16 protein-coding genes are annotated in these 17,616 nt (G+C 69.2%); 9 read left to right on the forward strand and 7 right to left on the reverse strand.

The window, feature by feature from the left end; translation table 11 throughout:
* Window positions 1-151 precede the first annotated feature (151 nt).
* Window positions 152-994: a thioesterase family protein gene (locus VEA62_RS08180; RefSeq protein ID WP_324820427.1), complete on the forward strand. Its 843-nt coding sequence runs from the start codon at window positions 152-154 to the stop codon at window positions 992-994.
* Here the strand turns inward: VEA62_RS08180 and VEA62_RS08185 are convergent.
* The 6 genes from VEA62_RS08185 to VEA62_RS08210 all read right to left on the reverse strand — a co-directional run bounded on the left by VEA62_RS08185 (window position 991) and on the right by VEA62_RS08210 (window position 6,963).
* Window positions 991-1,572, reverse strand: a complete 582-nt coding sequence (locus VEA62_RS08185) for a hemerythrin domain-containing protein (RefSeq protein ID WP_324820429.1) — start codon at window positions 1,570-1,572, stop codon at window positions 991-993. The genes VEA62_RS08180 and VEA62_RS08185 overlap by 4 nt on opposite strands.
* Entirely contained in the window at window positions 1,565-2,776 is a 1,212-nt protein-coding gene (gene mnmA / locus VEA62_RS08190; RefSeq protein ID WP_324820431.1) for a tRNA 2-thiouridine(34) synthase MnmA, read from the reverse strand. Before mnmA ends, VEA62_RS08185 begins: the two co-directional genes overlap by 8 nt.
* Before the next feature lie 117 nt (window positions 2,777-2,893).
* Window positions 2,894-3,184, reverse strand: a complete 291-nt coding sequence (locus VEA62_RS08195) for a DUF1153 domain-containing protein (RefSeq protein ID WP_168046867.1) — start codon at window positions 3,182-3,184, stop codon at window positions 2,894-2,896.
* A gap of 164 nt (window positions 3,185-3,348) precedes the next feature.
* Window positions 3,349-4,803 carry a flagellar hook protein FlgE gene (gene flgE, locus VEA62_RS08200; protein WP_324820433.1) on the reverse strand — a complete coding sequence of 485 codons (1,455 nt, stop codon included), beginning with the start codon at window positions 4,801-4,803 and terminating at the stop codon, window positions 3,349-3,351.
* Window positions 4,804-4,816: 13 nt separating this feature from the next.
* Window positions 4,817-5,572, reverse strand: coding sequence for a flagellar hook assembly protein FlgD (locus VEA62_RS08205; protein WP_324820435.1), 756 nt, complete (start codon window positions 5,570-5,572; stop codon window positions 4,817-4,819).
* A 2-nt stretch (window positions 5,573-5,574) separates the two neighbouring features.
* Window positions 5,575-6,963 carry a flagellar hook-length control protein FliK gene (locus VEA62_RS08210; protein WP_324820437.1) on the reverse strand — a complete coding sequence of 463 codons (1,389 nt, stop codon included), beginning with the start codon at window positions 6,961-6,963 and terminating at the stop codon, window positions 5,575-5,577.
* Between the two features lie 418 nt (window positions 6,964-7,381).
* Between VEA62_RS08210 and flgK the strand changes: the two genes are divergently transcribed.
* From flgK to VEA62_RS08250, 8 genes are all read left to right on the forward strand, one after another.
* Window positions 7,382-9,496 (forward strand): flagellar hook-associated protein FlgK, encoded by a 2,115-nt coding sequence (gene flgK / locus VEA62_RS08215; RefSeq protein WP_324820439.1) that lies wholly within the window; start codon window positions 7,382-7,384, stop codon window positions 9,494-9,496.
* Entirely contained in the window at window positions 9,496-10,422 is a 927-nt protein-coding gene (locus VEA62_RS08220) for a flagellin (protein ID WP_324820441.1), read from the forward strand. The genes flgK and VEA62_RS08220 overlap by 1 nt, the downstream gene beginning before the upstream one ends.
* A 64-nt stretch (window positions 10,423-10,486) precedes the next feature.
* The gene (locus VEA62_RS08225) at window positions 10,487-11,728 is read left to right on the forward strand and encodes a putative DNA modification/repair radical SAM protein (protein ID WP_324820443.1); all 1,242 of its coding nucleotides are present in this window, start codon (window positions 10,487-10,489) and stop codon (window positions 11,726-11,728) included.
* On the forward strand, window positions 11,728-13,161 hold the full coding sequence (locus VEA62_RS08230; RefSeq protein ID WP_324820445.1) for a UdgX family uracil-DNA binding protein: 1,434 nt from the start codon (window positions 11,728-11,730) through the stop codon (window positions 13,159-13,161). The genes VEA62_RS08225 and VEA62_RS08230 overlap by 1 nt, the downstream gene beginning before the upstream one ends.
* A 111-nt stretch (window positions 13,162-13,272) precedes the next feature.
* Window positions 13,273-14,388 (forward strand): ABC transporter permease, encoded by a 1,116-nt coding sequence (locus VEA62_RS08235; protein ID WP_324820447.1) that lies wholly within the window; start codon window positions 13,273-13,275, stop codon window positions 14,386-14,388.
* The gene (locus VEA62_RS08240) at window positions 14,385-15,179 is read left to right on the forward strand and encodes an ABC transporter ATP-binding protein (protein WP_324820449.1); all 795 of its coding nucleotides are present in this window, start codon (window positions 14,385-14,387) and stop codon (window positions 15,177-15,179) included. Before VEA62_RS08235 ends, VEA62_RS08240 begins: the two co-directional genes overlap by 4 nt.
* Window positions 15,180-15,192: 13 nt before the next feature.
* Complete coding sequence (locus VEA62_RS08245; protein WP_324820451.1) at window positions 15,193-16,131, forward strand: MlaD family protein; 939 nt, start codon at window positions 15,193-15,195, stop codon at window positions 16,129-16,131.
* Window positions 16,128-16,742: an ABC-type transport auxiliary lipoprotein family protein gene (locus tag VEA62_RS08250; protein ID WP_324820453.1), complete on the forward strand. Its 615-nt coding sequence runs from the start codon at window positions 16,128-16,130 to the stop codon at window positions 16,740-16,742. The genes VEA62_RS08245 and VEA62_RS08250 overlap by 4 nt, the downstream gene beginning before the upstream one ends.
* On the opposite strand, the gene VEA62_RS08255 is transcribed toward VEA62_RS08250, so the two are convergent.
* Entirely contained in the window at window positions 16,743-17,588 is an 846-nt protein-coding gene (locus VEA62_RS08255; protein ID WP_324820455.1) for a hypothetical protein, read from the reverse strand.
* Between the last annotated feature and the right edge of the window lie 28 nt (window positions 17,589-17,616).

Genomic DNA, 17,616 nt, shown 5'->3' on the forward strand with positions numbered 1-17,616 from the left:
TGGCAAGAGGGTTGCCAATCTAAACGGACTGGGTAAGTCTTGTTTGGCTACGGACTCGCGGCAAACCCGCTCGCGGCGTTTCCGGATCCCTCGACCTGGGGCGGAAGGTTTCGGCCTTCCGCCCGCCTTTCGCCCGCGTTAGTCCGAGCCCATGACCCAACAGACCCTCGCCGAGGCCCTGACCCTGACCGCCGCCGGCGAAGGCGGTCTGACCGCCCGCCTGTCCGGCGACTTTTCCAACGCTCCCCGTTCGGCGCCGCAGGAGAGGGGCGCGCCCTTCGGCGGACTGATGGCGGCGCTGGCGGCGGGAGCCATGCGGCAGGGCCTGGGCATCGAACCTCCGCTCCAGAGCCTGACCATCCAGTACCTCGCCGCGGCCCGGTTCGAGGAGATCGGCTTCCGACCCGTCCTTGACCGCGGCGGCCGCAACGTCGTCTACGCCTCCGTCTCGGGCGGCCAGCCCGACCGGCCCGCGATCCAGGCGCTCGGCACCTACGGCCGCGACGTCCATGGACCGGTGCTGACGCCGCTCGCCGCCGCGCCGACGCCAGTCCGTGACCTCGACCGGACGCCCATGGACCCCGCCTTCGGTCCCTGGTTCACCCAGCTCATCGACCACCGCTTTGTCGCCGGCCCGAAACTGTTCGGCGAGAACGCCGGCCGCGCCCCCGAACTCGGCTGCTGGATGCGCACCATCGACGCCGCGCCGCTGGACGAGGCCCGCCTGCTCTTCCTGCTCGACGGCCTGTACCCGACCTATTTCACGGCCTTCCCCGCCCCGCCCATCATCTCCGCCAGCGTCGATCTCCGCGCCGATCTGCTGACCGCGATCACCCCCGACACCTCGCCCGACGGCTGGGCCTATTTCCACTTCACCAGCCGCGACGTCGGCGGCGGCTGGGCCGTAGAGGACGGCGTCGCCCACGCCCCCGACGGCCGCCCGATCGCCCTCGTCCGCCAGCGCCGCAAGCTGATGCCGTCGCGGGGCCTCTAGCCCAGCGGGTCGCCGCGCAGGGCGATCAGGGGGATGACGATATCCTCCTCGTCGTCGAGGTGGCGGGTCAGTTGCGGTCCGGCCAGATCGAGGACGTCGGCCAGCCGCTCGACCCGGTCGCCCGCGTCCGCCGCCCCGACCGCCACCGCCTCGTGCAGGGCGCGACCGGTCCGCACCATCGCCTCGATATGGGCGTGGATGGCCTCGTGGTCCCGGTCCAGGAGGTCGATCCCCCCCGCGATCCGGGGCTCCAATTGCTGCAGGGCCGGGAAATAATGACCGCTCTCGATCCGGTGGTGCCCGTCGAGGTGCTGCAGGTACTGCTGCAGCGCCGGGATCAGCGAGCGGTGCAGGCTTCTGATGTCGACCTGGTCGCGGCGCCAGGCGTCGACCATCGCGCCCATCTCCGCCTGGTGCGCCCTGAAGCCGCCGTGCATGTGCAGCCACCGCCGCGCGGTGGGATGCAGGCCGCCCGTACTCCAGCGCTCCCTGGGCAGGGCGTCGCGAAGGTACAGGAATTCGGGCGGCAGTCCGGTGCGGGACGCCAACGCCAGCGGATCGTCGTGCGTGTCAGACAACGGCCGTGGTCGTCGTGATGAAGCCGCCGCCGAGCAGCCGGTCCGGATCCGCGGGGTCATAGAGGGCGCAGGCCTGGCCCGGGGCCACGCCTTCTTCGCCGGTCTCGAAGGCGACGGATACCGCGCCATCGGTCATCGACAGCCGGGCAGACGAGGGTGGCCGGGTCGAGCGGACGCGGGCGAGCACCGGCGCACCCGCGTGCGCGGCCGCCTCCATCGAGGGCTCGTCGCCCAGCCAGTTGGTCTCGTCCAGCGTCAGGGCCGCGGTCAGCAGCGCCTCGCGCGGACCGACGATCACATGCCGCTTCGCCGGATCGAGCTTCGTCACGAACAGCGGTTCGCCCACGGCGACGTTGAGGCCGCGCCGCTGACCGATGGTGTAGTCGGTGATCCCCGAATGGGAGCCGAGCACGCGGCCATCCATATGCACGATCTCGCCCGCCTCGCGGCCCTGCGGCCGCAGCTTGTCGATCAGCGTCCGGTAATCGCCGTTGGGGACGAAGCAGATGTCCTGGCTGTCGGGCTTGGCCGCGATGCGCAGACCCAGTTCGGCGGCGACGCCCCGCACCTGCGGCTTCTCGAGGTCAGCGAGCGGAAAGCGCAGATAGCCCAGTTGCTCCGCCGTCGTGGCGAACAGGAAGTAGGACTGGTCGCGCGAGTGATCGACCGCCTTGCGCATCTGGGGGCGGCCCCCAACGACCGCACGGCGCACATAGTGGCCCGTCGCCATGGCCTCCGCGCCGAGATCGCGGGCGACGTCGAGCAGGTCGCGGAATTTGACCGTCTGGTTGCAGCGAATGCAGGGGACCGGCGTCTGGCCGGCCAGGTAGCTGTCCGCGAACTGGTCGATCACCGCGTCGCGGAAGCGGCTTTCATAGTCCAGCACATAGTGCGGGATGCCGAGCATCTCGGCCGCCAGCCGTGCGTCGTGAATGTCCTGGCCGGCGCAGCAGGCGCCCTTCTTCTTGAGCGCCGCGCCGTGGTCGTACAGCTGCAGCGTCACGCCGACCACGTCGTAGCCCGCCTTGTGGAGCAGGGCGGCGACCACGGTGGAGTCGACGCCGCCGGACATCGCCGCCACGACGCGCGATCCGGCCGGCAGTCCGACCGCCGCGCGCGCGGCCTCGATCGCCGCGTCCATGTCGGCCTTGCCGGACATTGGGGCGATGGTCGGAACCGGGCAGATGTCGTCCGCGAGCGTCATGGCGCGCTATCTAGTGCGAAAGCCGCGCGATTTCGAGGCCGCCGGCGAATCCGCGCCGGAAACGACAACGGCCGCTCCCTCGCCGGAAGCGGCCGCCGTATCTTCGGGGAGAGTATTCTAGCTGCCGCGGCCGTAGTGCTGGATGCGGGTGGTGCGCAGGCCCTGCATGCCCCATTTGTCGATCGCCTTCTGCCAGGCGAGGAACTCCTCGGCGGTCAGGCGGTAGCGCGCCAGCGCATCGTCCAGGCTGATCAGGCCGCCGCGCACCGCAGCCACGACCTCGGCCTTGCGGCGGATCACCCAGCGGTCCGTATTGGCCGGCGGGAGATCGTGCAGGGTCAGGGGCGTGCCCGTCGGGCCGACCACGTACTGTTCGCCTTGATTGTTAAGGCGTCGCTCTTGCAACATGGGCTTATGCCTCATTGACCACCATCACTAAGGTTCGAACCGTAGCGTTCGGCGGCTAAGGGCCGTTTAAGCGTCGTGGTGAAGGAAAACCTAAAATGGCCCGCCTCCATCCGGTCAGTGTTCAACAAAGACTTCATTGAAGTTTACGACCCCTTACCCAGAGATCAGCGTTTGATGCTGATAAGTTCAGCCAGCATCTCGTCTGCCGTGGTGATGATCTTGGATGAGGCCGAGTAGGCGCGCTGGGTGGTGATCAGGCCCGTGAACTCGGCTGACAGGTCGACTGTAGAGGCCTCGAGCTGCGAAGACCCGATCGTGCCCGCGCCCCCGGTTCCGGCGGCTTTCAGATTGTAGGTGCCGGAGCCCTGACTGACCCGGAAGGCGTTGCCGGTCGACTCCAGCAGGGCGTCGGGGCTGGGGAAGGTCGCCAGCGCGATCTGGGCGATCCGACGGGTGACGCCGTTGTCGAAGATGGCGGTGACGAAGCCGGTGTCGTCGATCTTGACCTCGGACAGATTGCCGAAGGCGGTGCCGTTGGTCAGCACGGCCTGCACGACCGAGGCGCTGTCGTACTGGGTCAGGCCGCCGGCCGCGGCGCTGAGGTCGAAGGCGAGGACCTGGTCATCGATACCGAGGCCGGCCGCCCAGTTGAACTCGCCGGCTCCGGGGGCGGCGCTGTCCGACGAACCGAAGTTCAGGGTGGCGGCGGTGGGATCCGGGAACAGGGCCGCGGCGCCCAGCGCTCCCATGGCGGAGACGTCCAGGCGACCGTCCTGGGTGAAGGCGACCAGTCCTGTCTTCAGCTGTCCGTTGGTCAGACCTGCCCCGGTGACCACGTCAGACTCGGGAATGGCCCGGATCTCGGCGTACCACTGGTTCGGCACCGTGCTCTTGAGGAAGGACAGGGCGATGGTGCGCTGACCGCCCTTGGAGTCCGACACGGGGATGGTCAGCTCGAAGTCGGGTTTGACGCCATCGCCGGTTTCCGGGTCCCACATGGCCATGGAATTGGTCACCGGATCGTAGGCGTTGGCCCCCGGGGGCACGGCCGCGGCATCGGTCGCCTCGGCCGAGACGGCCTGGCTGGACTTGATGTTGGCGTTCAGCTGCACCCGGGTGGTGGGCTGGGCCGTGCCGCCCACCGAGCCGACGTTGATGGTGCGCAGGCGGTTCAGGTCCGACGGATCGGCATTGATGTTGCCGTCTGCGTCGACGGGCCAGCCCTGCAGGTAGAGGCCTGCGGTGTTCTTCAGATAGCCCAGATTGTCGACGCGGAAGGCGCCGGCGCGCGTGAACAGGCGGCCATCCGTGACCTGGAGGTTCTCGGCCTTCTCGGTGACGACGAAGAAGCCCTGACCGGCGATGCCCAGGTCGGTGTTCGAGGTCGTCCGCTGCAATTGCCCCGCCTGGCTGGTGTAGTGGCGGGCGCTCGCGAGGACGCCGCCCGCGGAATAGCCCGCGCCGGTGACCTGACTGTTGATCACGGTCTGGAATTCGGCAGCCGACCGCTTGTAGCCGACCGTGTTCACGTTCGCGATGTTCTGGGAGATGGCCGCGAGGGCCGCGGAGTTGGCGGTCAGGCCGGACACGCCGGCCAGTAGTGCGCTGTTGATGCTCATGGCGCGGGGCTCCTTACGAGAACAGTTTCAGGGGGTTGAGCGACGAGGCGATCGAGGCCAGCAGGCTCTCGTCCTCTTCGTCGGCGGGAGGGGGCGTGGCGGCGGTTCGCGCTTCCTCCAGCGCGATGACGCTGGACAGCGGCAGGATCGAGTTGCCGACGGTCAGGTAGGCCTCGCCGTCGTACATCTCGACGCCGGTGATCCTGCCCTTGGTCAGGACCTGGGCGTCGATGGCGCCGCCGGCGGCGTCCTTGGCCGTGATCCTGAGTGAATAGACCTGGCCTTCCTGGCCATCGTTGCCGGTGGTGGCCTCGCCGTCCCAGGAGAATTCGTGGACGCCGAGGGTCTTGTCCGGCGCGTCTCCCGACCAGACCACATTGCCGGAGCCGTCCAGCACCTCCAGCTTCACCGAAGCCGCGTTCGAGGCGATCTCGTAACTCCACTCGGCCTCGCCGTCGGTGAACTTCGTCGCCGACCAGGCCGCGGTGGCCTCCTTGCCGATGTAGTTGGCCGCGCCGGCCAGTCCGCCGCCGCCCTGGGCCGAGACCAGGCTCTTCAGCAGCTCGTTGGTCAGGAGTTGCTGCTCCACCCCCGCCATCTGGGTCAGCTGGGCGGTGAACTGGTTGGAGTCGACCGGAGACAGGGGATCCTGGTTCTTCAGCTGCGAGGTCAACAGCGTCAGGAAGGTCTCGAAATTCGAGGCCAGCATGCCCGCGCCGGCGTTGATCCGGCTGGTCGCGTTATTGGTGGTGGTGACGGCGTCGACCATCGTCAGACCTTCATGTCCACGCCCGAGGGCGAGAGGGAGAGCGCCAGCCATTGCGGCGGCTGGGCCACGTCGATTTCAGACTTGAGGCGCGCGGCGGCGGCGAAGGCGCGGTTCTGGCCATGCCGGGCGTCCTGCCCGCGGTCGAAGGCGCTGGAGCCGCTGTCGCGCTCGGCGAACTCGAAGGCGTCGTCGGCGAGCTGGAAGCCGGCTGCCTCGAGCTGGCGGCGCAGTTCGTCGGCGCGGCCGCGAAGGTCCGTGGCGGCGGCCGGGTTGTCGAAGGCGAGGCGGGCGGCCAGCCGACCCTCGGCGTCGATGTCCAGCTTCACGTCCACCCGGCCGAGTTCCGCCGGCTTCAGCGCGATCTCGAACCGGGTCGAGCGGCCTTCAAGCTTGCGCAGGATCTGGGCCGCGATCTGCGCGGTGGCGTCGATGGTCGCGCGGGAGAGGGTCGACAGGGTGTGATCCCGAACGGGGGCGGCCGCTTCGGCCTGGGCCGGCGGCGGCTCTCCGGCCGGTCCGGATTCCGCAGGCGCCGACAGGGCGTCGGTCGCCGGAGCCGGAAGCGGGGCGGGGCTTGCGGCGGCCGTCTTCGCCGGCGGCTCAGGCTGCGTCATGGCCGGCGTCGTGGACGGGGCGCCCGCCTTGCCCTCCGCGGGCGGCGTGGCCTCGAGGGCCTTCGCGGCGTCGTCGAGGGGTTTCGAGGTGCGTTCGGCCAAGGGGCGCAGAGGCGGCAGGGGCTGGGGGACCGGAGCTGCGCCGGGCCTTGCCTGCAGGGACGGCGACGTCAGGTCGGCGGACGGCGCCTCCTGCATCGTGTCTCCATTGCCCGCCGGCAGGGCGGCATCGAGGGGCTCCTCGCCCGGCAGGACCTGCGGCTGGGGGCCCTTGCCGACGCCGGAGCCCGGCAGGATCTGAGGCCCGGATCCCTTGGCGGTCGCGGCGCCCGGCAGGACGAGGGGATCGGAGCCCTTCGCGGTGGCCGTCCCGGGCAGAACCTGCGGCTCCCCGCCTTTCGCGACCGGCGTGCCCGGCTGCAAAAGCGGCTCGTCGGCCTTCGCCGCGGCTTCACCCGGCAGGACAAGGGGCTCGGCCCCCTTGGGAGCGAACTCCCCGGGCAGGACCTGGGGGCCGGATTCCGTGTCGCCCTTTGGAACGAGGACCGTGGGGGCGGCAGGCGGCGCCGTGATCAGGACTTCAGGCGTCACGGCTTCGTCCTCGCGGACCAGCGCCTGGTCGCCTTGCGTCGCCTCTTCGGCGCGAGAGGTCGCCCGGCCCGCCGTGGTGCGAGGGGCCCCATCGTCCTCTGCGAGCGCGGTGGCGAGCAGATCCCCGAAACCGGACGCGTCAGCGTCCGACGACCCTCGCGGGGTCGCCGGACGGACGGGCGTCATTATGGAGAGTACGGCTTGCGCGGACATGGTCCCGAGGGGCGTCGCCGGAGCGATGGTGACAGGGGCGCTTGCTGCGCCGGACATTCGGACGCCGCGGCGCAAGTCGCGGGCCAGTTCAAGCCGTCCGTCTAACCAGCGGAAAAAACACGCGATATTCTTCGAATGCCGCGCTGAGCCGCCGTCGCAGCCCAGTCCAATCTTGCCGTGTGGCGACGATTCTTGCCCGGCGCCGCCAGCGTCACGGCGGCGCCGGAGTTCTGGCCCGCGATTTGCGCCCCTGACCGGTCATGTCACAGGCGCGAAACGCGATCTCGCGGAATTTCAGTAACTTGGGCGCAGCGTCTGCGAAGGACGCCGGGCAAAAAGCGCGCGTCGGCTGGCAGGGCTTGCCGGGCGCCACAGCGTGGGAGGCCTTCGCATGTCGCTGAACGCCATAATGAACACGGCGACTACGGGCCTGGCCACGGCCCAGACCCAGCTTCGGGTCGTTTCCGACAACGTCTCCAACGTCAACACACCCGGCTATGTCCGCAAGATCGCCGACCAGGTCACCCTGACCAGCGAGGGCATGGGCGCCGGAGTCGAGGTGGCGCGGATCCGCCTGGCGACCGACCGCTTCCTGCAGGCCGCCAGCCTGAACGCGGGCGCAGAGGCGGCGCGGCAGGGCGTGCGCCATGAACTGTACGACCGCATTCAGTCGCTGTTCGGCGATCCGGGCGGCGACAGCGGCTTCTTCTCGCAGGTCGACGGGGTGTTCGCCGCCTTCGCCGCGAGCGCCGAGGATCCGACCTCGTCGCCGCGCCGTCAGGATGCGCTGTTCCGTACCCAGGCCCTGTTCGATGAGGCGGGGCGCATTGGCGAACAGATCCAGGCCGTGCGGGAGGACGCGGACGGCCGCATCCAGAGCGCGATCGAGAAGGCCAACAACCTGCTGCAGCAGATCGAGGGACTGAACCTCGAGATCGCCCGCGCGACGGTGGTCAACGGCGACGCCTCGGGCGCGGAAACCGCCCAGTCGGCCCTTATCGGTCAACTGGCCGAGCTCATGGACATCCGGGTTTCGGTTCGGCCGGTTGGCGGAGTTTCGATCCGCACGGGCGCCGGGACCCTGCTGGCGGGGGAGGGGGCGGCGACGCTCAGCTACACCCGAGCCGGCACCGTCACGGGCGAGACGGCCTTCAACGAGATCTGGGTCACCGAGCCCGGCGGCCAGAAGCGCTCCTTGCTGGACAACGTCGTGTCCGGCGAGATCAAGGGTCTGGTCGAGTTGCGCGACGTCGAGGCGCCCGCGACCGCCGAGCGGCTCGCCGAACTGGTGGCCCACGTCGCCGACGAACTGAACCGGGCCCATAACGCCAACAGCGCCGTCCCGGCCCCGAACAGTCTGACTGGCCGCAATGTCGGCCAGACGTTCGAAAGCGCGATCGCCGGCTTCAGCGGTCAGACTACGGTCGCTGTCACCAACGCCGCCGGAGTCGTGCAGAGCCGCGCCGACATCGTCTTCAGCGGCGCCACCATGACGGTGAACGGCGTCGCCGCGACGCCGGCGAGCTTCCTGACGGTTCTCAATGCCCAGTTGGGCGGGGCGGCGACCGCCAGCTTCGTCGACGGCAAGCTGACCATTGCGGCGAGCGGCGCCAACGGCGTGGCCGTGGCTGACGACCCGACCAGTCCTTCGAGCAAGGCCGGTCGGGGCTTCTCGCACTATTTCGGGCTCAATGATCTGATCTCGACCGACCGCCCGGCCTTTTACGAGACGGGCATGACCGCGGCCTCTCTCCACGGTTTCACGGCGGGCGAGGCCCTGACCTTCCGCTTCACGGGCGAGAGCGGATCCAAGCTGCGCGATATCCAGGTAGCCGTGCCGCCCGGCGGCACGGTCGGCGACCTGATCACCGCCCTGAACGATCCGGCGACTGGGGTGGGCCGTTTCGGCTCGTTCGCCCTGGCCGCCGACGGCTCGCTCAGCTTCACCGGCTATGGCGCTCCCGCGCCGGCGATGAGCGTGCTCGAGGACACGACCATCCAGGTTCCGTCGGGCGTTTCGGTCACGGAACTGTTCGGCATCGGCGGCGGCGTCCGGGCTTCCCGCGCGGACGGCTTCTCGCTGCGCACCGACATTCGCCAAAGTCCCGGGAAGCTGGCGCTGGCCCAGTTCAACCTGTCCGCCGCGGTCGGCGCTTCGGCCTTAAGCCCGGGTGACGGCCGGGGTGCGCTGCTGCTGGCCGACGCAGGCGAGCGGGCGGCGAACTTCGCCGCGGCCGGGGACTCGTCAGGCGGCCTCATCTCGGTTTCGCGATACGCCTCCGAACTGTCGGGCGAGATCGGCGGCAAGGCGGCGGCGGCCAAGAACCGAAGTGAGACGGCGGCGGCCTTGGCGACCGAGGCCTCGGCCCGCCAGACTGCCTATGAGGGGGTCAATCTGGACGAGGAACTGGTCCTGATGACCACCTACCAGCAGGCCTTCAACGCCTCGGCGCGACTGATCCAGGCGGCCAAGGACATGTACGACACGCTTCTGGGGATGATCTGATGACCCGCGTCGCCACCTTCGGAAACTACCAGTCGGCCCTTCTCGACCTGATGAAGGCCCAGACTCGCGCGGCCGATGCGCAGGAGCGGGTGTCGACCCAGAAGAACGCAACCGACCTGACAGGATTTGGCCGGCAGGCCGAGACGCTGACGGCGCTCAAGGGAGCGCAGAGCCGGATCCAGGGCTTCATCGACACCTCGAAAGCGGTCACCGCGCGGCTGACGACGCAAGACCTCGCCATGACCCAGATCAGCGACGGCATCGCCGGCCTGCGGGACGCGGTCGGCAGCGTTCTGGCCACGGATTCCGCGGGCTCGCTGATGCTGGAACTGGAGGGGCAATTCCAGGCCATCCGCGGCGGGCTCACCATGCGGCACCACGGCGGATATCTGTTCTCGGGGGCCTCGACGGCGACATCGCCGGTCACCGTCGCCAGCCTCGACGAACTGGCGGCCGCGCCAACCGTCGCCTCGGTATTCGTCAACGACACGCTCAAGACGGCAAGCCGGGTGGCGGAGGGCACAACCCTCGAGACCGGCTTTCTCGCCGACGAACTGGGCAGCGAGGTGCTCGAGATACTTCGCGACATCCAGGCCTATCACACGGGCGTCAACGGGCCGCTGACCGGCAAGGTGACGGAAGCCCAGAAGACCTTCCTCACCACCCAGTTCGGCCGGCTGGAACAGGCGGCGACGGCGGTGATCGACAAGATCGCCAAGACCGGATCCATGGCTAACCAGGTCGAGAGCGTGACCAAGGGTCACGAGGCCCAGCTGGGCTCACTCGACGAACTGGTGTCGAACCGGACCGACGCCGACATGGCCGTCGCGATCACCGATCTGCAGCTGTCGCAGGTGGCGATCCAGGCGTCTGCGCAGGTGATATCCCAGCTGAGACAGGTGTCGCTGCTCAACTATTTGACCTGACGCGGCAAATCGCCCCTCCGGCCAAGCTGGACGCAATGTTCCCGGTGGAACATAGTGTGAACAAATGGCCCAGATCGATCTCCGGCGAAAGCTCTCCATCCTCGCGGACGCCGCCAAGTACGACGCAAGTTGCGCTTCGTCCGGCACATCGAGCCGGGACTCCGTCGGCGGCAAGGGGGTCGGCTCGACCGAGGGAATGGGCATCTGCCACGCCTATACGCCGGACGGCCGCTGCGTCTCGCTGCTGAAGATCCTGCTGACCAATTTCTGCGTCTACGACTGCGCCTACTGCATCAACCGGGCGAGCTCCAACGTTCCCCGGGCCCGGTTCACCGCGGATGAGGTGGTCGATCTGACGCTGAGTTTCTACAAGCGGAACTATATCGAGGGACTGTTCCTGTCGTCAGGCATCATCCGCTCGGGCGACTACACGATGGAGCAACTGGTGCTGGTGGCGAAGAAGCTGCGCACCGAGCACGACTTCCGCGGCTACATCCATCTGAAGCTGATCCCGGAGGCAGACCCGCGGTTGGTCGAGGAGGCTGGACTCTACGCCGACCGCCTGTCCGCCAATATCGAGTTGCCCCGCGACGAGGCGCTGAAGCGGCTCGCGCCCCAGAAGGACATCGGGGTCATCAAGAAGGCGATGGGCCAGGTCAGGATGGCGGCCGAAGCCGCGAGGCCGGGCAAGCGGGACCGGATCAAGCCGCCCAGGTTCGCACCCGCCGGCCAATCCACGCAACTGATTGTCGGTGCGGACGGGGCCGCTGACACCGAGATCATGGCCCGCAGCGCCTCGCTCTATGGAGGCTATGGCCTGCGCCGCGTCTACTATTCGGCCTTCAGCCCGATCCCGGATTCCTCGAGCGCCCTGCCGCTGGCGAAGCCGCCGCTGATGCGAGAGCACAGACTGTATCAGGCGGACTGGCTGATGCGGTTCTACGGCTTCTCCGCGCCGGAAATCGGCGAGGCGGCGACGGACGGCATGCTGGACCTCGCCATCGATCCCAAATTGGCCTGGGCCCTGAACCGGCGCGAGCAGTTTCCGGTCGATGTGAACACCGCCCCGCGAGAGATGCTGCTTCGGGTGCCCGGGCTGGGCGTCAAGTCCGTCGACCGCATCGTGTCGGTGCGGCGCTGGCGTACGCTTCGGCTCGAGGATGTCGGCCGGCTCTGTCGCGGCGTCAACAAGGTCCGCCCGTTCATCACGGCGCTGGACTGGACGCCTGGTGGGCTGACCGACGCCGCCGACCTGCGCGCGCGCATCGCGCCGGATCCGGCCCCGGTGCAGATGAGCCTGTTCTGATGCACGTCGCGGGTCTGGACGGCGAGACCGATTTCGACGGTTGGCGCAAGGCGGCGCGAGCCTTCCGGTTGGCTGGCGTAAGGCCGGAGCGGGCGGGATTCCGGATCGGGCCCGGTGCGGACGGTCTGTTCGACGAAAGCCTGCCTCCGCCCGCCTCCGGCGCTGCGGCGTTCAGCGTGCCCCAGAGCTTCGTCGGGCTGGCGCAGGAGGTGATCCTGCATCGCTCCGGCGACCGGTTCGACCTGCTGTACCGCCTGCTGTGGCGGCTGGGCGACGAACCCGACCTGATGAAGATCGTCACCGATCCCGACGTGGCCGATGCGCTCGGGCGCGCGAAGAACGTCAGCCGGGCCAGCCACAAGATGAAGGCCTTCGTTCGCTTCCGACAGGTGGAGGACGAGGCGGGCGAACACTGGATCGCATGGTTCGAGCCGGCTCACCGGGTTCTTGAAAAGACGGCGCCGTTCTTCGCCCGCCGGTTCACGGCGATGCGCTGGTCGATTCTGACTCCGGACGGAGCGGCGTACTGGGACGGACAGGTCCTCGCCCTCGGTCCTCCGGCCACCCGCGATATGGCCCCCGCCGAAGACGAGATGGAGGAGTTCTGGAAGACCTACTACGCCTCGACGTTCAACCCCGCGCGGCTGAAGACCAGGGCGATGCAGGGCGAAATGCCCCGGCGCTACTGGAAGAACCTGCCCGAGGCGGCGCTGATCCCGGAACTGGTGGCGCGGTCGGAGGTTCGGACGGAAGCCATGGTCTCCGCCCCCGCCCCCGAACCGAACGCCCGTCTTGCGAAGACCCTGTCGCGAATGAACCCGGATCGGTCCTTCGAGGAAGGCTTCGTGCCATCGACCCTCGCCGAACTTGATCAGGCGGTGCAGGCCTGCCGCCGGTGCCCGCTGTGGCGGGATGCGACCCAGGGAGTCTGCGGCGAGGGGCCGAAGAAGGCGAAGCTGATGATCGTCGGCGAGCAGCCGGGCGATCAGGAAGACCTCGCCGGCCATCCCTTCGTCGGACCTGCCGGACGGGTGCTGGATCTCGCCCTCGACGAGGCCGGCATTGACCGGGATGACGTCTTCGTCACCAACGCCGTCAAACATTTCAAGCATGAACCCCGCGGCAAGCGGCGACTGCACAAGACGCCCTCCACGGGCGAGGTCAGCGCCTGTCGATGGTGGCTGGACGCCGAGCGACGGCTGGTCAAGCCGAGGGTTATCGTGACGCTGGGGGCGACGGCGGCCCTCGGTGTGCTGTCGCGCAAGGTCGCCGTGACCAGGGAACGAGGCCGGGGCATAGACCTCCCCGACGGGGCCAAGGCCCTGCTGACGGTGCATCCGTCCTATCTGCTGCGCATTCCGGACGCCGCCGCCCGGGCCGGGGAGCGGAGCCGGTTCGTGGCCGACCTGAAGCAGGCCAGATCACTGCTCTAGCAGTGAATCAACGTGTCTGAACGATTACGCCCCGGCGGCGTTCTTCCGCTCTGCCCAGCTTTGCCGTGGTCCAACCGTAGGCAAAGCGAACGGCGCAATCTAGGTAGGGGCATGGCTGCAGCGGACTTTCAGATTGATGACGGCGAGGGGCGTCTGACCCTGCGCCTGATCGGCGACTGGACCGCAACCAACCTTGGCCGGATCTCGCGCCGGCTGGACGAAACGCTCGCGGAGCGCTGCGTCGATGCTGTCGACCTCAGTGAACTTGGGCGATTCGACACGGCGGGCGCCTTGGCCATTGTCCAGGCCAGCAACTGCGTCCTGCCGGAGACGGCCTGGCGGCAGCGGCCGGAGGCGGGGCGCACCTATGCGCTGGTCGAGCGGCTGGAGCGGGAGAGTGCGGGCCCGCCGCGACGGTCCCCCGGCTGGGTGCGCGCCTTCGCCAAGGTCGGACGCGGCATACAGGACATCGTCGCGGAGGCGACCCTGTCGCTGGCCTTCCTCGGTCGGCTGATCGTGGCGGTGGGGGCGGCGTTGCGCCACCCGGGCCGCATCCGCTGGGCGGCATGGTTCAGTCAGGGCGAAAGGGCGGGGCTCGACGCGATACCGATCATCCTCGTAACCAACTTCTTCATCGGCGCGGTGATCGCCTATCTGGGCGCGAACATGCTGACCCAGTTCGGGGCGGCGGTGTTCACCGTCCAACTGGTGGCCGTGTCGGTCCTGAGGGAGTTCGCCGTGGTGATCACCTCCGTGCTGCTGGCCGGCCGCTCGTCCTCCTCGTTCGCCGCAGAAATCGGCTCCATGCGGATGAACCAGGAAGTCGACGCCATGCAGGTGATGGGGGTGAATCCCTTCCAGGCGCTGGTCATCCCCCGGCTGGCGGCCATGCTGGCCATGCTGCCCCTGCTGACTTTCGTGGGGATGATCGCCGGTCTGTTCGGCGGCTTGCTGGTGACGTGGAGCGAGCTGTCGTACGGGCCATCCTTCTTCATCCAGAGGATGATCGAAGATCCGAAGATGGCCACTCACCTGGGCGTGGGTCTGATCAAGGCGCCGGTGTTCGCCGTCGTGGTCGCGGCCATCGGCTGCCGGCAGGGCATGGCCGTGGCGGGCGATGTCGAGAGCCTTGGCCGACGGGTCACCGCGGCCGTGGTCCAGGCCATCTTCGCCATCATCTTTCTCGACGCCGTCTTCGCCATGATCTTCCTGGAGCTGAACTGGTGACCGGCGCGACGGAGAAAACGGCCGCGAAGCCGGAAGCCCTGATCGAGGTGCGGGGGCTGCTCAGCCAGTTCGGCGAGCGCGTCATCCACGAGAACCTGGACCTCGACGTGGAGCGTGGTGAGATCCTCGGCGTGGTTGGCGGGTCCGGCTCGGGCAAGACGGTGCTGCTCAATTCCATCATCGGCCTGAAGGAGCCGGACGGCGGTTCGGTACGGGTGTTCGGGCACGACATGTCCGATCTCAGCAAGGAACAGGCGGCCGATATCGAGCGCCGGACAGGAGTCCTCTTCCAGCAGGGCGCCCTGTTCTCGTCGCTGAGCGTCCTCGACAACGTGGCGTCGCCGCTGGTCGAGCACACCAGACTGCCCAAGGACGTCATCCGCGAACTGGCGGAGATGAAGATCGCCATGGTCGGGCTGAAGCCGGAGGCGCATCACCAGAAGCCGGCGGAACTGTCGGGCGGCATGCGCAAGCGCGTCGGTCTGGCGCGGGCGCTGGCGCTGGACCCCGAGTTGCTGTTTCTGGATGAACCGACGGCCGGGCTGGATCCGATCGGAGCCGCCGCCTTCGATCATCTGATCCGTCAGCTGTCGGACGATCTGGGGCTGACGGTCTTCATGATCACCCACGACCTCGACAGCCTCTACGCCATCACCGACAAGGTGGCGGTGGTGGCGGACAAGCGGATCGTGGCCAAGGCGACCGTTCAGGAACTGGAACAGTCGGACCACCCCTGGATCAGGGAATACTTCCTCGGCCCGCGCGGTCGCGCCGGCAAGAAGGCCGCCTGAGGAGAGCGGAGAGATGGAAAGAGACGCCCACTATGCCGCCGTCGGCATCGCCACCATCGCCCTTCTGGCGGCGCTGGCGGTGTTCGCCATCTGGCTGGCCCGGCTGCAGTTCAACAGCGACTACGACGTCTACGACATCGTCTTCTACGGTCCCGTGCGGGGCCTGTCGGAGGGAGGCGAGGTGCATTTCAACGGCATCCGGGTCGGCGAGGTCACGGACCTGAACCTGGATCCGAAGAAGGGCGACCAGGTCATCGCGCGCATCCGCATCGACGGCACCACGCCGGTCAGGGTGACCTCGCGCGCCCAGCTGGAGCCGCAGGGCATCACCGGCCTGAACTACATCCAGATCACCGCGGGCAATCCGAACAGCGCGATCCTGAAGTCGCAATATCCCGACAATGTCGTGCCGGTGATCCAGAGCCAGCCGTCGCCGATCGCGGAGCTGCTGTCGGGATCGGGCACGGTGCTGGCGCAGACCGTGGATGCGCTGAACCGGATCAATCGGGTGCTGTCTGACGACAATGTCCGCTCGTTCTCGACCAGCCTGAAGAACATCGAGTCGTTGAGCACGGAGCTGGAAGCCCGCAAGGGGATGCTGCAGCAGCTCGAGCAGGCGCTGACCAGAGCCAACTCGGCGGTCGCCGAATACGAGGCGCTGGCGGTCAGCACCCGCGGCATCGTCGAGGGCGACGGCCGGGAGGCTGTAGCCAACATCAACGCCGCCGCCCAGGAGGCCCGCACGGCCGTGGCGTCGATCAACCGGATCGCGACGGGCGCCGAGGGCCCGGTCAACGAGTTCGTCACCACCGGCCTGCCGCAAATGCAGCAGGCGATCCAGGGGCTGGAGGACGCGACCCGCTCGCTGGAGGGGCTGATCGACGAGGTGCGGTCCAGCCCGCGCGAGTTCATCGGCCGCGCGCCGAGCAAGGAAATGGAGGTCCAGCCGTGATCCGCTCTTCGATCAAGCTCGCGACCGCGGCGGCCGGCGTCATGGCCGTGGCCGGCTGCGCGCTGCTGTCCACGCCCGATCCGGTGCAGACCTATCGCTTCGGCGGTCCGGCGGCGGCGAGCGCCGCGGTCGAGGGGCAGGCGGGTCTGCGCCAGGTCAACCTGCGGCGGGTCCAGTTCCCGGAGGCGGTCGAGGGCGACAAGATCCTGGGCGTCACCGGCACCGAGACCGCCTACATCGCCGGAGCCCGGTGGGTGTCGCCGGCCAGCGACCTGTACATGGAGAGCCTCGAGAACGCGTTCGCCGGACAGGCCACGCGGGTGCGGCTGATCGGGCCGCGCGAGCTGATCCGCGGCGAGCGGTCGCTGGACGTCGACGTGCGCGCGTTCGAGGCCCGCTATGACGCGCCGGGCGCGGTTCCGACGGTGGTGGTGACGGCGCGGGCGCGGCTGCTGGCCCTGCCGGACCGGACGGTGGCGGCGGAGCGGACGTTCACGGTCCAGCAGCCGGCCTCGGCGAACCGGGTCTCGGCCATCGTCGACGCCTTCGATATCGCCACGCGCGACCTGAATACGCAGATCGTGGCCTGGACCGACGCCAACGCGGGCTGATCAGAGCGGCGCGCGCAGATCCGACAGGCGCGTCCCGACGGCGGCGCGGCGGGCGCTGGAGGCGGTCAGTTCGGCGAGCGCCCGGTCGATGCGGGCCACCATCCCGTCGCGCAGGCGGAGCAGGCGCTCGCGATCCGGGCGGACCTTTCTGGGCCGCTTGCCGGCGAGACCGAGGGCCTCGCTCCAGTCCCGGCTCCAGGCGGCCATGCCGTCGCTGCAGGCCTTGAGCGCCTCGGCGGCGCGGGCGTCGGCGTTCTGGGCGCCGCGGATCAGGGGCAGGGCGCCGAGGGCGGCGGCGCGGCAGGCGTCGAGCGCGGCCTTGCGGGCTTCCAGCGGATGGGGCGGGGCGTCTTCGGCGGGCCGATGGCCGGCGAGGCGGCGGGCGGCGGCGAACAGGTGGGCGTCGAGCTCGACCATGGCGTCGCGGATCCCGGTCCAGACGCCGTCCAGCGCGGCGGAGCGCCGGGCGGCGGCCTCGACATGTCCGGCCAGGTCGGAGGCGGCCGCGGTGAGGGACGCGGCGGCGCGGCGGAAGGCTTCGCGGAAGGCCTTGAGGCGCTTGCGGCGGCTGTCGAACAGGCCGGCGAGGCCGCGGCGGGGCTCGAGGGCGGCGGGGTCGAGGCCGGCCAGCACCGAGCGCGCCCGGGTCAGCTGGTCCGCGGCCGTGGTCAGGTCGCCGGCGCGGGCGGCGGCGAGGGCGGCGTCGATGCGTTCGACGGCGGCGGCGCGGGCGGGCTCGGCGAAGGTGGCGGCGCCGGCTTCATCGTAGCCGGCGTGGATCGCCTCGACGCGGGCGGCGTCGGGCGCCGGCGCGTGTCCCTGCCAGCGGTAGCCTCCGTCAGCCATTGGCCCGTCCCCCCCAGCGGCCTCGCGG

Origin of the sequence: Brevundimonas sp. (assembly GCF_035627475.1) — a bacterium.
Lineage (GTDB): Bacteria > Pseudomonadota > Alphaproteobacteria > Caulobacterales > Caulobacteraceae > Brevundimonas.

What these genes read in the sequence shown, in the direction of transcription:
- mnmA (WP_324820431.1), bottom strand. Translation starts at nt 2,776, where the DNA reads ATGACGCTCGCGGACGACATCTGCCCGGTTCCGACCATCGCCCCAATG.
- VEA62_RS08205 (WP_324820435.1), bottom strand. Translation starts at nt 5,572, where the DNA reads ATGGTCGACGCCGTCACCACCACCAATAACGCGACCAGCCGGATCAAC.
- flgK (WP_324820439.1), top strand. Translation starts at nt 7,382, where the DNA reads ATGTCGCTGAACGCCATAATGAACACGGCGACTACGGGCCTGGCCACG.
- VEA62_RS08180 (WP_324820427.1), top strand. Translation starts at nt 152, where the DNA reads ATGACCCAACAGACCCTCGCCGAGGCCCTGACCCTGACCGCCGCCGGC.
- VEA62_RS08225 (WP_324820443.1), top strand. Translation starts at nt 10,487, where the DNA reads ATGGCCCAGATCGATCTCCGGCGAAAGCTCTCCATCCTCGCGGACGCC.
- VEA62_RS08230 (WP_324820445.1), top strand. Translation starts at nt 11,728, where the DNA reads ATGCACGTCGCGGGTCTGGACGGCGAGACCGATTTCGACGGTTGGCGC.
- VEA62_RS08235 (WP_324820447.1), top strand. Translation starts at nt 13,273, where the DNA reads ATGGCTGCAGCGGACTTTCAGATTGATGACGGCGAGGGGCGTCTGACC.
- VEA62_RS08210 (WP_324820437.1), bottom strand. Translation starts at nt 6,963, where the DNA reads ATGACGCCCGTCCGTCCGGCGACCCCGCGAGGGTCGTCGGACGCTGAC.
- VEA62_RS08245 (WP_324820451.1), top strand. Translation starts at nt 15,193, where the DNA reads ATGGAAAGAGACGCCCACTATGCCGCCGTCGGCATCGCCACCATCGCC.
- VEA62_RS08220 (WP_324820441.1), top strand. Translation starts at nt 9,496, where the DNA reads ATGACCCGCGTCGCCACCTTCGGAAACTACCAGTCGGCCCTTCTCGAC.
- flgE (WP_324820433.1), bottom strand. Translation starts at nt 4,803, where the DNA reads ATGAGCATCAACAGCGCACTACTGGCCGGCGTGTCCGGCCTGACCGCC.
- VEA62_RS08255 (WP_324820455.1), bottom strand. Translation starts at nt 17,588, where the DNA reads ATGGCTGACGGAGGCTACCGCTGGCAGGGACACGCGCCGGCGCCCGAC.
- VEA62_RS08195 (WP_168046867.1), bottom strand. Translation starts at nt 3,184, where the DNA reads ATGTTGCAAGAGCGACGCCTTAACAATCAAGGCGAACAGTACGTGGTC.